General features: G+C 69.4%; 9 protein-coding genes and 1 pseudogene. 3 read left to right on the top strand and 7 right to left on the bottom strand.

Translation table 11 applies throughout. The annotated features are described in order from the left end of the window. Window positions 1–4 precede the first annotated feature (4 nt). On the bottom strand, window positions 5–1222 hold the full coding sequence (locus QRX60_RS27655) for an esterase/lipase family protein (RefSeq protein WP_285994350.1): 1218 nt from the start codon (window positions 1220–1222) through the stop codon (window positions 5–7). Between the two features lie 485 nt (window positions 1223–1707). Here QRX60_RS27655 and QRX60_RS27650 point away from each other — a divergent pair, with 485 nt between their 5' ends. Next, the gene (locus QRX60_RS27650; RefSeq protein WP_285994349.1) at window positions 1708–2424 is read left to right on the top strand and encodes a hypothetical protein; all 717 of its coding nucleotides are present in this window, start codon (window positions 1708–1710) and stop codon (window positions 2422–2424) included. A 283-nt stretch (window positions 2425–2707) separates the two neighbouring features. On the opposite strand, the gene QRX60_RS27645 is transcribed toward QRX60_RS27650, so the two are convergent. Beyond that, window positions 2708–3277: a TIGR03086 family metal-binding protein gene (locus tag QRX60_RS27645; protein WP_285994348.1), complete on the bottom strand. Its 570-nt coding sequence runs from the start codon at window positions 3275–3277 to the stop codon at window positions 2708–2710. 64 nt (window positions 3278–3341) lie between these two features. On the opposite strand from QRX60_RS27645, the gene QRX60_RS27640 reads away from it, so the two are divergent. Next, window positions 3342–4085, top strand: a complete 744-nt coding sequence (locus tag QRX60_RS27640) for a helix-turn-helix domain-containing protein (protein WP_285994347.1) — start codon at window positions 3342–3344, stop codon at window positions 4083–4085. Window positions 4086–4376: 291 nt separating this feature from the next. Here the strand turns inward: QRX60_RS27640 and QRX60_RS27635 are convergent. From QRX60_RS27635 to QRX60_RS27615, 5 genes and pseudogenes are all read right to left on the bottom strand, one after another. Then, window positions 4377–4687 (bottom strand): annotated as a pseudogene (locus tag QRX60_RS27635) (leucine zipper domain-containing protein); the annotation flags it as partial. A 168-nt stretch (window positions 4688–4855) separates the two neighbouring features. Beyond that, the gene (locus QRX60_RS27630) at window positions 4856–5677 is read right to left on the bottom strand and encodes an ATP-binding protein (RefSeq protein ID WP_285994346.1); all 822 of its coding nucleotides are present in this window, start codon (window positions 5675–5677) and stop codon (window positions 4856–4858) included. Next, window positions 5674–7215 (bottom strand): IS21 family transposase, encoded by a 1542-nt coding sequence (istA, locus tag QRX60_RS27625; RefSeq protein WP_285994345.1) that lies wholly within the window; start codon window positions 7213–7215, stop codon window positions 5674–5676. Before istA ends, QRX60_RS27630 begins: the two co-directional genes overlap by 4 nt. 779 nt (window positions 7216–7994) lie before the next feature. Continuing rightward, window positions 7995–9629, bottom strand: a complete 1635-nt coding sequence (locus QRX60_RS27620) for a glucosaminidase domain-containing protein (protein WP_285994344.1) — start codon at window positions 9627–9629, stop codon at window positions 7995–7997. A gap of 8 nt (window positions 9630–9637) precedes the next feature. After that, window positions 9638–12667: an AfsR/SARP family transcriptional regulator gene (locus QRX60_RS27615; RefSeq protein WP_285994343.1), complete on the bottom strand. Its 3030-nt coding sequence runs from the start codon at window positions 12665–12667 to the stop codon at window positions 9638–9640. A gap of 109 nt (window positions 12668–12776) precedes the next feature. On the opposite strand from QRX60_RS27615, the gene QRX60_RS27610 reads away from it, so the two are divergent. Further along, window positions 12777–14327, top strand: coding sequence for a CHAP domain-containing protein (locus QRX60_RS27610; RefSeq protein WP_285994342.1), 1551 nt, complete (start codon window positions 12777–12779; stop codon window positions 14325–14327). The last annotated feature ends 46 nt before the right edge of the window (window positions 14328–14373 follow it).

Here is a 14373-nt window from a genome sequence, read left to right as displayed (position 1 = left end):
CCAGTCAGCCGTTGTGGCGGGTGAGCCAGGTGTGCATCTGCCGGTATACCGCCGGATGGTTGAGCAGGTCGAAGTGGTGCAGGCCGGGGACATGGTGCCCGTGTTCGACCTCGAAGGGGACGCGGCGGCCGGTGCCGTCGCCCTGTCCGGAGGCGCTCGGCAGGCGCACCAGAAGATCGCCGAACACCTGACCCACCGCTTGCGGGTTCAGCGTCGCGGCGATGAAGTAGTAGTGCGCACCGGGCAGGAACGGCACCTCCTGACAGCGGTCCCGGAGAAACTCGTCCGGATCGCAGTCGCACCAGTCCTCGTCGGCGCAGGAGCCGAACCGGAGGTCCTTGATGCCGACGCTGCGGGCGTTGAGCACGCCGGCCAGGCTCCGCGTCTCCGGTAGCTTGGCCAGCGCCCACGCCAGCACGTTGGTGCCCTTCTCCAGATCCGCGCCCAGATGCGGCGCACCCAGGCAGAACACGTGCCGGACCGCGTCGGTCCAGGGCTGCCGCCCGGCCCGGCGGTAGTGGCATGCGCTGCGGGCGACCAGACCGCCCATGGAATGGCCGACGAGTACGACTTCCCGGACGGGAACCGGCCAGCCACGGACGAGTTCGTCGAGCAGCCCGGCGAGGGCCCTGCCGTTCTCGGAAACGTGCAGACCGGTGTTGTAGCGCAGATACAGCGGCGTGAAGCCCAGATCGTTGTGCAGCCGATCGCCATAGCCGGCCGGACCGGAGTCCGGCGCCGAACCGTAGCGCCACGCCCTGTCGGTTTCACACAGTCCGTGGACGAAGACGACCAGACGTGCGGTCGCGTCCGGGAAAGCGCCGGCCAGTCCGTCCGGTTCGAGCGACAGATCGCCACCTTCGTGGCGCACGGTCATACCGAAGGCGAACCGGTTTCCGCGCGCCGCGAGGTGGTCGCCGTAGAGTCCGTTGAGCACGGCGAGGACTGCCGAACCCGTGCGATGGGAGTCCACAGCAGGACTCTCATCGGCCGGTACGGCGATGGCGCCCAGTCCGGCCGCGGCCCGAAGACCGGCGCGCAGCCCGGCGTACACCGCGGTGCTGACCGTGTCGTGGATCAGCCGAGCCGGTGCGGCCGCCACACCGAGCACCCTGAAGGGCCTGCCGGCAATACCCGTATGCGTGTCCTGGATGGCAGAGATCCCGGCGGCGAGCGCCGCACCGGCCAGATCCGTGGTCGCCTCAACGTCCGTCTTCCGCATAACGTGCTCCGTGGTGAGGTTATCGGCACACATTGCTGAGAAGAATTCATGATAGCCGAAATATGAATTCCGAATAGGCGTTCATGCGACGATCATGAAGGCGTGCGGGGGTGTGCATGGTAACGGGGGACACCAGAACGTCCCACCCATCCGGGACGCGCAGCCGCGGCCATCGTTGCGCCCGCGAGGGCACCGAACATCAGCAGCGACGCCGCGATCCGTGACCGTGTACCTGACGCCAGGTGAACTGATCGGATCCCTGCCCGACACCTGCACCGACACCCTGCACGTCATCGCCCTGCCATCCCACGCCCACGCCCGCACCGCCAGCCGAGGGCGCCTCACCGCGCCGGCGCGGCGTTCCCCGCGATACGAGTGCGCGGCCTGACCACCCGCGAGATCGCCGAACACGTGCAAGCCGCGCTGCCGGCTGACCGCGACACCGACCTGGCCGTCATCGTGATCTCCGAGGAGCACGCCCCGCGGTGGCTTCCGTTGCGCGCCGCGATCGCCGCGCTCGAGGCCGAGCTGCGCCCCGCCGGACACACCGTCATCGGCCGCTACTGGGCCCGCACACCCGCCCCGGCGCCCCCTGGCGCGACTACCGCCGCCCCACCCACCTCGGCACCGCCATCACACCGCGCGCCGAGCTCGACTTCGCCGAGCCCGTCCAGCTCGGCGGCGACGCCCCGACCCCGACCTGGCGGCTGCCCTTCTCCAGGCCCGGCGAGACCCTGCCGGTCCGCGTCGGCCGATTCGCCCGCCGGGTCGTGCCGTTCCTGCTGCGCCGCGGCGACGAAGCCAACCGGCTCGTCACGCACGCCACCATCCAGGCCGGCTGCGGCGAGTTCATCGACGATATCGCGGCGTTCGCCGTCACCTCCGCGCTGGCCGACAACGCCGTCTACGGGCCCATGTTCCTGCCACCAGCTGATCTGGACCCGCAGCGGGTCGAGCAGCTGTGGCTGGCGCTCCACCGCGGCAGCACCGATCCCCACGCTCGTGCCCGGCTGGCCACGCTGACCGCGGCCAGTGCCGTGCGCCGCGGCAACCGCCACCTCACCGCCTGTGCCCTGGTCCACGCCCACGGCGCACTCGGCGCTGCCACCGTCGGGCTGCTGTTCCAGCAACACGCCAGGGCCGACGTCGTCGAGCACGAGCTGGACGAGATCGCCGGCCGGGTCGGCGCGACGCGCTGGTAGCCAACGTCCCCGACATCCAGCTCGGCCGCGGCGTCCCGGGGCATCGTTCCACGCTCCGAAACGCCGCGGCGCTGCCATGGCAGGAGGCCATGTCGTGCATCGCGTGATTCAGTGGTCTGGTGGCATCGGTTCCTGGGCAGCCACCGAACTCGTCCGCCGCCATCATCCCGACGACCCGATCACGCTGCTGTTACCAGACGCAAATCGAGGACAGCGACGTCGAAGCCACCGCACCACGCTTCGACAGCTCGCGCCAGATGGGACCGACATCGCCAGTAGCCGACTACGTCCAGGCGGGATCACGGCCGGTCAGGCCGAGGATGCGGTCCAAAGTGGGTGCATCGGCCGGCACCGCGACCTCCGGTCCGTACATGCCCATCTCCCTGCCCTGCTCCACGCCGGCGAACACTGTGTCGTGCAGATGCGCCAGCAGATCGGCGGCCAGTTCCAGCCGCTGCCCGGTCGCGACCGCCAGGTCCCAGCCGTGCACGGCCAGCTCGCCGATGATCATGTCTCCCATGACGGGAGCGGGCAGCATGTGTGGCGTACCCATGCTCGTCTCGCCCTCCCAAGCGCTCGGAAGCGCCCATGACGACGTGATGTCGTCCAGCAAAGCGAGCAGGCGGCCGCGCCAGTCGCCGGCCGCCAAGTCCACATCGGACTCGGCCACCGCCGGCTGCGGAACGGACTCCTTGCGACCGGCGCCGGCGAGCGACGGGCCCCAGAACAGGAGATGGTTGACCAGAGCCCGCACGTCGTACTCCGTGCACGGAGTCTTGTTGGCGAGCTGGTCGTCGGTGATGGTGCGGACGACCGCGGCCATGGCATCGGCCGCGTTGGAAATGTGTGCCATGGCGGCCACGCTAAGCGGCGCGGCCTGGAGGAGTATTGAACAAAAACGACATACACTCCGCTGTGTGAGGCGGGACGTTCGTGAGCTGCGGAGTGCATGGACCAGGTATCAGCGCCACGCGTTCCACGACCCGTTGCCGGCGCTCGCGCCATGGGTGGAGCGGTACTGGGAGGCTCGCTGGGACTACTCCGAGCCCTACCGGCAGAAGATCGTGCCGTACCCGAACGTGCACCTGTCGTTCGGCGGCGGCCGCGCGGACGTCAACGGCGTGTGCAGCGGCTACCAGCTCAGGGTCCTCGAGGGCCGCGACCACGTCTTCGGCGTCGCGTTCCGACCGGGCTGCTTCCGCCCGTTCCTCGGTGCCCCCGTCTCGACGATCACCGACCGCGTCGTCCCGGCGACCGAGATATTCGGCTCTGACCTGCCCACAACGCTCGACGTGCCGACCGTGGACGCGTTCCTGCTGAAACACCTGCCGGACGACGACCCCCGGGTGCACCAAGCAGTGGCCGCCGTCGAGCTGATCGCCAAGAACAATGCCGTGACCAGCGTCGAACGCCTCGCCGGTGAGGTCGGGCTGAGCACGCGGGGCCTGCAACGGCTGTTCGCGGAGTACGTCGGCATCGGGCCCAAGTGGGTGATCCGCCGCTACCGTCTGCACGAGGTGACCGCGCGCATGGCCGCCGGCGGGCTGATCGACTGGGCCGCGCTGGCGGCCGACCTCGGCTACGCTGACCAGGGCCACTTCATCCGCGACTTCAAGAGCATGTTCGGCGAGCCACCGACCTGGTACGCGCAGCGGTATTGAGTGCCTCCTCGGATTCAGTGTGGGTCCCGGCGCGGATGCGGACAGCAAGCGGGCCGGAGTGGGGTCCATGGCGGCATTCGCACGACCGGCTCATCCCCGAGGCGCCACATGTGGTTACCCCAGCCGCCCGCCACCGCACCGATGACCAGCCCTGCAAGGACTGTTCGTGGCCGGCACCACCCTCGGCTCGCTCAACCTCTACGCGGCCGGGCGTGACGGCTTCGACGACCGGGCCGAGATTGAGGGGCTGCTGTTCGCCAGCCGTGCCGCCGTCGCGCTGGCCGGGGCGCCCGCGTGCACGGTGGAGGCGGGCAGGCCGAGCCGGCCGGCGATCTGGACCGGGCCCAGCCGGTGCCGCCACCACAACCGCACGATCGCCCGCACCACCGGGCTGGGGGTGCGGGCGGGCCGTGGTGTGGGCGGCTGGTGCGGTCAGCCATCCCGGCCGCGTTCGGCGCGGTAGCGGTCGGCCCACTTCGCGGCGGTCTCGGCAGCGACCATGAACAGCTTCGCCGCTTCGGCGCAGGGTCCAGCCCTGCTCGACGACGAGGCGGAGGGCCGCAGGCGGGTGCGTTGGTCAGGGTGGCGTCGGGGTGGGACACGAAGGCCTCCGGTGGATGAAGCGGTTCCTCGACAGCTCCACTTCACAACCGGAGGCCTTCACTGCCGCCTGCCACGAGCAAGGGACCACCGTTTTCCACGAGCTAGGGACCAGCTCGGGCCGGCGGTCGCGGGCCGCGTGTTGATAGTGGTCCAGACGGTGGCAATGGTCAACTCTGGCTGTCGTCGTGCCGGTCGGCGAGGGTGGCGATGGTGGGCTTCTGCCGCTGCCGGTAGCTCTCGCCTTCGATGACGAGCTCAAAGGCGGCGGACTGGAACCGGTCGATCGCGGACTGGGCCAACAGCGGGTCGGCCATCATCGCCAGGATCTCCGGCGGCTCCCGGTTGGAGGTGACGATGGTGGAGGCCTCCCGGTGACGTTCCACGATCAACTGGTAGAAGTCGTTGGTCTGCAACGCATCCAGCGGATGCAAGGCCAGGTCATCCAGGATGAGCAGCTCGACCCGGTGCAGCTTCCGCATCTCCTCGTCGTAGGTGTGGTCCAACCGCGCGGCCTTGAGACGCTTAAACACCTTGTCGGCGCGTTCGGTGTGGACAGTGTACTTGCGCCGGACCGCAGCATGACCCAAAGCGTTGGCCAGGAAAGTTTTCCCGACCCCGACCGGGCCCATGATGAGCACGTTGTAGGAGTCGGCGAGGAACCGCAGCGAGGTCAGCTCGGCCCAGAGCGCCCGGTCGTAGGTGACCTTCGTCGACTCGTCCCAGGCGTCCAGATGCATCCCGGGTTCCAGGTGCGCGGTCTTCGCGCGCACCAGAGCTGATTGGCGGTCGCGGCGGGTGACCTCGTCAGCAAGCAGCATCTCCAGGAAGTCGTGATGCGGCAGATGCTCGGCGCGCGCGAGGGCGAGTCGTTCGGGCAGAGTGTCGAGCAGGCGGCCGAGCTTCAGTCGCCGCAGCAGCGTCTTCAGCTCCGCGGTGACCTCGATCGGCTTCGGTGCCGCGGTCCGCGGGGTGCGGTTGGCGGGGCTCATGAGGGCCTCCTGACGGTGAAGTCCTTGCTGTCGCGGACAAACCGGCTCGCGGACTTGCCCTGAACCGGAGCTGCCGGCGCACTGGCGGGCTGGCCGTCCAGGCCGCGGGTGAGCATGCGATCGATCAGACCGACGTTGACCGCCTCGGCCTCCAACGCGCGGCCGCAGGCCTCCTCGACCGCGTCGGCGCCATGCCGGCGGACCAAACCGAGCAGCCGATAGACCTGCCGCATTTTCGTCCAGGGCAACGGATGCTCCAGCAGCGCGGTGGTGTAGGCGGCGATGTGCTCGCCGTGCGCGGCAGCCCGGCGGTGCAACGCGTCAAGGTCGCGCATCGCGTAGGCGGTCACCTCGCTGGGCAGGTCCGCCGGGTCGGTGCGCCGCCGCCCGGGTTGCTGGTGCGGGTGGACCTTGATCAGCTGACTGCGCCAGTAGAGCTTGACCGTCGTGCCGTCGGCGCGGGCCAGGATCCGTTGCCCGATAAGGTCACCCGGCACCGAGTAGAGAGCCCTGGCGACCTCGACATGCCGATCCGGGGCCACCTTCGGCCTCGTGTAGGACGGGATCACGAACCCCTCAGCCGGCACCGGCAGCAACAGCGGGCGTTCCTCGGCGTCGAACACCTCACCCGGCCGTTGCGCGGTGGTGCCGTGGATGCGGGTCCCCGCGACCTTCGTGCACCAGATGACTGCGCGGGCCCGGCAGTCGTCGATGTCACGGAAGTCCTCTCCCGCAAAGAAATTCGACCGCGCATACTGCACACACCGCTCGACCCTCGGCTTGTCCCGAGGATGCCGGACCCGCGCCGGGTCCACCACGAACCCGCGGGACTGGGCGTACTCGCGGAACGCGTCGTTCAACCGCGGATCGGTCGCGTCGGCCTGGTCCACGATCGACTTCATGTTGTCTGGCACCACAACCGCGAAGACACCGCCGAAGAACACCCACGCGGCCTCGAACCCGGCCACCACCGCATCGAGGGTCTGCCGCAGCGTCAGATAGACGAACATGTGCCGCGAGTAGACCGCGGTGAAGATCAACCCCTGGGCGACCCGCCGACCGCCGGTGGCCGGGTCCGGGACCAGCCCGAGACGGCCGAAATCGACCTGGACCTCCTGGCCCGGCTTGCCATCAGCCACCCGCACCGTCGGCTGCTTTCGACCGAATCCCAGCTCTGCTACCGCGAACCGGTGCAAGGTCCGATACGGCACCACCACACCGCGACGTCCGAGCAGCATGTGAATTTTCGCTAGCGTCAGGTCCTGCTTCAGCCATGTCTGCAGCTGCTCGCGCTGCGCCGCGATCGCCTCCCACGACGCGCCGTTGCCGCGGGGCCGGTCTGGGCGGACCACGGCCACCACCGCTCCGAGGACCTCCTCGGTCAGCTGCCCGTCGCCGCTCTCGCGGGCCACGCCGGCCGCCTGCGCGGCCTGGACGTACCGGCGGACGGTTTTGCGGTCCAGCCCGGCCAGCCGGGTCACCTCACGCAGCGAGTGGCCTGCCAGCCACAGCCGCAGCACTTCCTTGATCTCGATCACCGAAACCTCCCGATACGCCATCTGACCAGCACAAACGGCAGACGACCGGAGGTCGGGACGCCACACGGACACATCCGGGTGGTGGTCCCATCAGTGGCAAAACCCTGATCGAGGTGGTCCCATGCTCATGGCAAACAAGTGCTCAGGTGGTCCCATGCTCGTGGCAGACGACACTTCACCTGTCAGCACGACAGGCCGTCACCAAGCCACCTCAACTCGAGACAACGTCCCCGGACATCACACCTGCACCGCACCGGACGGGCTCGTTGACCACGCGCGCAGCCTCCTGGCCTCGTCCGCCCGAGTTTTCCTGGTCACCGGCGCCGCCGGAACCGACAAGGCAAGTCTGACCCGGCACCTTGCCCGGCAATTCGCCGACTCACTCAGCCACCACCGGAACTGTCGAACGAGCGCAGCCGGACACCAGCACCGCGGACAGCGACGTCGCCGCACCCCGATGAGACAGCTGGGCAGGCCGAGCGCCGCGAGCGGCAGGACGGCCACGTCGTAGCCGGACGCCCACGCGCGGGTGCCGCGGATGATGCGCAGCGTCCGGTGACGAACGGGCTGCTGCTCGTCGACCTCAAACCTTGTGTTCCCAAAGGCTGCGGCGCGCAAAACGGCGCCATAATTACCCTGACTTGCAACCTCGTTCCGGCAGGTCCAGCCCCATCCGGCAGGCCCCGACACCGACCAGACCGGACTGGGCAGCGGGAGAGGACAGGTGGTGGTGTGATGCTGCGGCTGGTGGCGGCCGGTCGCGGCGTCAGGGTGGGGTTTCAGTCGGTGATGGGGTGGTCGTCGACGACGGTCCAGGTTCCGTTGCGGCCGTCGCTGCCGAGGTAGTTGTGGACGAGGTAGCCGTCCATGGAGCGGGCGTAGACCTCGATGGAGCGACGTGAGGGGTGGTAGACGGCGGTGGGGGTGTTGCTGATGGTCCAGGTGCCGACGGTGGTCCAGGTGCCGTGGTTGCCGTCGGGCAGCAGGTAGTTGTGGAGCAGGAAGTCGTCGGTGGCGCGGGCGTAGATCTCCACCGAGCGGGAGTTGGGGTTGTAGACCGCGGCGGGGTTTTCGGTGATCTTCCAGTCCCCGACCACCGACCAGTAGCCGTTCTGGCCGTCGCTGCCGAGGTAGTTGTGCAGCAGGTAGCCGTCGGTGGCGCGGGCGTAGACCTCGACCGAGCGACGGGCGTCGTTGAACACCGCGGCCGGGGCCCCGGCGATCTTCCAGGTGCCGACGGTGGTCCAGGTGCCGTGGTTGCCGTCGGGCAGCAGGTAGTTGTGGAGCAGGAAGTCGTCGGTGGCGCGGGCGTAGATCTCCACCGAGCGGGAGTTGGGGTTGTAGACCGCGGCGGGGGTGTCGGCGATCTTCCAGTCCCCGACCATCGACCAGTAGCCGTTCTGGCCGTCGCTGCCGAGGTAGTTGTGCAGCAGGTAGCCGTCGGTGGCCTGGGCGTAGACCTCCACCGCCCGGGAGTTGGGGTTGTACACCGCTGCCGGTGAACCGGCGATCTTCCAGTCCCCGACCCGGGTCCACGGCCCGTATTTGCCGTCGGCTCCGATGTAGGAGTGGATCAGGTAACCGAGAGTGTCCCGGGCGTAGATCTCCACCGCACCCGAGTTCGGGTTGAACACCGACACCGGGCGGCCCACGATCTGCCATGGCCCGTTCACACTCCAGGCCCCCGATTTCCCGTCCGGCCCCAGATACGTGTGCCCCAGCAACCCATCGGTGCCCCGCGCGAACATCTCCACCGACGAGGTCACCGCATTGAACGTGCCCTCACCACCCGGCGGCGAAGCCAACACCGGAGCCGTGTTGAAGCGGTAAAGGTCGTAGGTGCTCATCAGGTTGATGATCGAGTTCGCGTAGTTCGGGTCGGTGGCATAACCCGCTTTGTGCACTTCGCGGATGAACTGGTCGGGGTTGTTCGTGAAATTGAACGCGTTGGCGTAGCGCGAGTTCTCCCGCAGGAACAGCCCGTGATCTCGGAACGAGTCCTCCATGGACGCATACGTCCGGAACGACGCGATCACCACGTGGTCCGGGCAGCACTCATGTGTCGGCAAGTCCTGGCAGCCGTTGGCGATCGGACCGGGGCCGTTGAAGCACTTGATGCCGAAGTGGTTGTTCCCCGGCGCCGCCTGGCCCCAGTTCGATTCCTGGATGGCCTGCGCCACCGTCACCGAGGCGGGGACGCCGTAGTCGGCCTGCCCGCGCTGAGCCGCCGGGCCCGCGGCGTTGATGAAGTCTTCGGCACTGGCCGCCGAGACGGGCGAAAGGGTGATGGCCCCTTCGCGCGCCGCGTCGGCGATCACGTCGGGAGGCGGCGCGGCGAGGGCGACACCGCCTGCGAACTGACTTGCGATCACGAGTGCGGTGGTGGTCACCAGCCGCCGGAAGGTCCTGGTCATGGGGACGATCATGGCGAGCCGACATCCGAAAAACCTTTGGACGGCTTTTGAGGTACCGGCCGGGGCTCTCCCGCCTCCCGGCTGTGGTTCTGTTCGAACAGCTCGTGTGCTTCCATCCACACCCGGTCGGAGCCCGCACCATCACCTGCCAGGGCCAGGACGACGGACAGGTCGCGGAGCGTTCGAGCCCGCCACAACGGCAGATTGAGCGCGTCCCACCACTCCAGTGCGCGCTTCAGCAGCGGCTTCGCCGCCTCGGGATCGCCTGCGGCCAGCTCCAACTCGCCGAGCGTCCGCAGGATCAGGGCCTGGCCGAAGGAGTCCTGCATGTCATTGCAGACTTCGAGGCTTTTCGACAGCCTCCGTCGCTCGGTCGCACCCAGCCCCTGCCTGATCCGGATCTTCGCGAGTGACTGCGTCGCGTACGCGGTCATCAGCCGGTCCCCGACGGACGTGAAGATCTCCAGCGCACGCTCGCCGTGGGCGGCGGCTTCGTCCAGCCTGCCCGCAGCTCGGTGAACCAGGCTGATCGACCGGAGCACCAGTGCGACCCCGTGCACCGGGTCCGTTTCGGCATAGCAGTTCACCGCCTGCTCGCAGGCGTCGAGTGCCACGTCGAGGTGGCCGAGTTCGGTGTGGGTGAGCCCGGCCGCGTGGTAGGCGCGGGCTAGGGTGTCCGGGTCGTTCATCAGCTTGAGCACCGGGATCGTCTCGGCGAGCAGGGCCGCCGCCGCCCGGAGACCGCCCTGCTCCCGGTAGACCCGGCTGAGCTCGATCCGGGTAGTAGTTTGGCGCTGCAAGTCGCCGTCGCTGATCCACGCTTCCAGCGCTCGCCGGTAGTAGTCGGCGGCCTCGTCCAGCCGGTCCTGCTCGTAGCGCAGCCAGCCGAGGCCGCACAGCAGCTGGCCCTCGGCCCTGCGGTCGCCGGTCCGCTGGGCGGCGGCGAGCGCCGCCTGATGGGTCCGCCACCACAGGGTGAACTGGTTGTTCAGCGCGAACGACGACGAACTCAGCGCCGCCGCGAGCCCGGCCGCGAGCCCGGATAGGTCCAGTTCGCCGGCCAGTTCGACGACCGCGACCAGCCCGTTCTGCTCCCAGTCGAACCACCGGTCCGGTTCGGTGAGCAGCTCGTCGAGCAGGGGCTGGTCCAGCCAGCAGTCGGCCGGCAGCGGCGGCGTCGGCAGCCGCACGGCGTTGGGTAGCAGCGTCGACGCGCGCTGCACCAACGTGAGGTAGACCTCGCCGACCCGGGCGACCGCGGCCTTCAGGTCCTCGAGCGGCTCGTCAGCCAGGGCGCGCTCCCGGCCGAACACCCGCGTCAGGTCGTGGAGCACGTACCGGTCACCGGAAACGACGTCGACGAGCCTGCTGTCCACGAGCCGTTCGAGGACGTCGTCGGCTTCGGGCATCGGGCAGTCCAGCAGGGGCGCCAGCAACCAGGGCGCGAACGACGGTACCGCCAGGAAACCCAGGCGCCGCAGTGCTGTCCTCTCCGGTTCCGCGAGGCTGTGGTAGCTCAGCGCAAGGCTGCCGCGCACCTCGAGGTCGCCGATCGCCAGCTCGGCGAGCACACTGCGTTCGGTGCGGAGCCGCGCCGCCAGCTTGGCCAGCGGCCAGTGCCTTCGCGCCGCCAGGCGCGCGCCCGCGATCCGCACGGCAAGTGGGAGCCTGCCGCACAGCCGGACGATCTCCGTGGCCGCCGCTGGTTCCCCGCCGACGCGCCCGTCCCCGACGACGACGTCCAGCAACCGCAGCGCTTCGGGATCCGGCAGCACCCGCAGGTCACGCCGGCGGGCGCCCTCCAGTGCGCTGAGCTTGTTCCGGCTGGTGACCAGCACCGCGCACCCAGGGGCGCCCGGGAGCAACGGCCGGACTTGTTGTTCGTGCGCGGCGTCGTCGAGCACCACCAGTACCTTCCGCCCGGCCAGCTCCGACCGGAACCGCGTGGCGCGATCTTCGACGGTCGGCGGGATCGACGTGTCGGGCACGCCGAGCGCCCGCAGGAACGCGCCGAGCACCTCGGCCGGGTCGGCGATCACCGGCCGCGTGCCCGAAAGCACCGCATAGAGCTGGCCGTCCGGGAAATCGCCGCGGACCCGGTGCGCGACGTGACCGGCCAGGGTGCTCTTGCCGGCGCCCGGCTGCCCGGAGACCACGCAGACCCGCACCGCAGCGCCCGGCCGCTCGGTCAGCATGGCGATCAGCGCGCGGACGTCGTCAGCGCGTCCGGTGAAGTCGGCGACGTCGGCCGGGAGCTGCGCGGGCGTGGGCAACGGCACTTTCGGCCGGGCGTCCGCGTGCAGGGCGTTCTGGTGGGCGGACGTCAGCTCCGGACCGGGGTCAACGCCCAGTTCGTCGGCCAGTTCGCGCCGCACCCCGCGGAAGTGCTCAAGGGCTTCACCACGGCGGCCGGACTGGGTCAGCGCGGTCACGCGGTGGGCGTGCAGCCGTTCTCTGAGCGGGTGCTCCGTATTTAGAGCAGTGATCTCGCCGACGAGCCGGTTGCCCCAGCCGAGAGCGAGCTCGGCGCCGATCCGGTCTTCGATCGCCACCAGGCGCTGCTCGGTCAGCCGTGCCCGCTCTGCTTCCGCCCACCCGCCCTGAACGCCGGTGAGCGGCGCGCCGCGCCACAGCTGGAGACCGATCCTGAGCTTCTTCGCGGCGGTCGCGTGATCATCGGCCTCGGCGGCGCGACGCGCTTCAGCCGCATGCCGCGCGAAGCACGTGACGTCGATGGCGTCCGGCGGCAGGTCCAGCAGGTAGCCGCCCGCCGAGCGAACCAGCGCGTCGCCGAGTTGCCGCCGCAGCGTCGACACGTAGGTGTAGATCGCGCCACGGGCGTCGACCGCCACGACGTCGCCCCACAGCGCGTCCACCAGCTGGTCGAGCGAAACGACCTGCCCGGCGTTCGCGGCAAGCACGGCCAGCAGTCCGCGCGGCTTGGGACCACCCAGGCTCAACTGGCGCCCCTCCGACTCGACCTGGACAGGACCGAGCAACAGCACCCTCATTCGACCCCCCATGCTCTTGAGCAGCATTCCCGGACATTCGGGACAACTCAAGACGCGTTCACAGGTTTTTTGGAGGCCGGAAGACCACTCTGGGTTCGACCGGCGGGGGGATCCGCCACCGAACGATGGGGTGAAGATGAGGACCAAGCCGAGACAGGTGGCCACGACACTGGCCGGGGCGACGCTGGCCATGCTGGTGAGCGTGCCGTTCGGCGGCGCCGAAGCGGCCGCGGCCACCGGGCAGGACATCACGGCGATCGCGCAGGGGCAGCTCGGCAAGGGCTGCTCGACCGGTGGCTGGCGGTGCGACCCGGACGCCTGGTGTTCCGACTTCGTCAAGTGGGTCTGGGACACTGCCGGGATCGACACCGCGGGCGTAGGCCCGGCCGCGGCGAGCGTCGCGGCCTACGGCCAGCAGCGCGGGACGACGACCGGGGAGCCGCACGTCGGCGACGCCGTCGTCTACAACTACGACGGGGTCGGCTGGGCCGAGCACGTCAATCTGGTGGTCGGCGTGCGCGGCGACGGCATGGTGCAGACGGTCGGCGGCAACGAGGGCGCCTCTCCCGGCAGCGTCCTGTTCCACGACTGGCACCGGGCCACCGACTGGGGCAGCGTGCGGTACGTCCGCCCAGCCGGCGTCGAGGACACGGCTCCGGTGTTGGCTTCGCCGCCGGGTGGTGAGGGCACGTTCAATGCGGTGACCTCGTCGGTGGAGATGTTCGCGCGGGGCACCGATGGGTTGCTGGGGCACACGTATCTGGGGCCGGACGGGAAATCGGGGGCCTGGAGTGTGAACGGGCCATGGCAGATCGTGGGCCGCCCGGTGTCGGTGTTCAACCCGAACTCGGGTGCGGTGGAGATCTACGCCCGGGACACTCTCGGTTACCTGATCCACTCCTACATCGGAGCCGACGGCAAATACGGGCCGTGGACCCGGGTCGGGGACTGGAAGATCGCCGGTTCACCGGCAGCGGTGTACAACCCCAACTCCCGGGCGGTGGAGGTCTACGCCCAGGCCACCGACGGCTACCTGCTGCACAACTACCTCGGCAGCGACGGCCAGAACGGCTACTGGTCGATGGTCGGGGACTGGAAGATCGCCGACACCCCCGCCGCGGTCTACAACCCCAACTCCCGCTCGGTGGAGATCTACGCCCGCGCCACCGACGACTTCCTGCTCCACAACTACCTGCTGCCCGACGGCAACCACGGCACCTGGACCACCGTCGGCACCTGGAAGATCGCCGGGGCCCCGGCCGCGGTGTTCAACGACGCCCGTCGCTCGGTCGAGGTCTACGCCCGCGCCACCGACGGCTACCTGCTGCACAACTACCTCGGCAGCGACGGCCAGAACGGCTACTGGTCGGTGGTCGGGGACTGGAAGATCACCGAAAACCCCGCCGCGGTCTACAACCCCAACTCCCGCTCGGTGGAGATCTACGCCCGCGCCACCGACGACTTCCTGCTCCACAACTACCTGCTGCCCGACGGCAACCACGGCACCTGGACCACCGTCGGCACCTGGACCATCAGCAACACCCCCACCGCCGTCTACCACCCCTCACGTCGCTCCATCGAGGTCTACGCCCGCTCCATGGACGGCTACCTCGTCCACAACTACCTCGGCAGCGACGGCCGCAACGGAACCTGGACCGTCGTCGACGACCACCCCATCACCGACTGAAACCCCACCCTGACGCCGCGACCGGCCGCCACCAGCCGCAGCATCA

The sequence above is a fragment of the Amycolatopsis mongoliensis genome, from assembly GCF_030285665.1.
In the GTDB taxonomy this organism is placed as follows: domain Bacteria; phylum Actinomycetota; class Actinomycetes; order Mycobacteriales; family Pseudonocardiaceae; genus Amycolatopsis; species Amycolatopsis mongoliensis.
The sequence above is the reverse complement of the archived record's forward strand: the minus strand, read 5'-3'. Positions and strand labels throughout refer to the sequence as shown.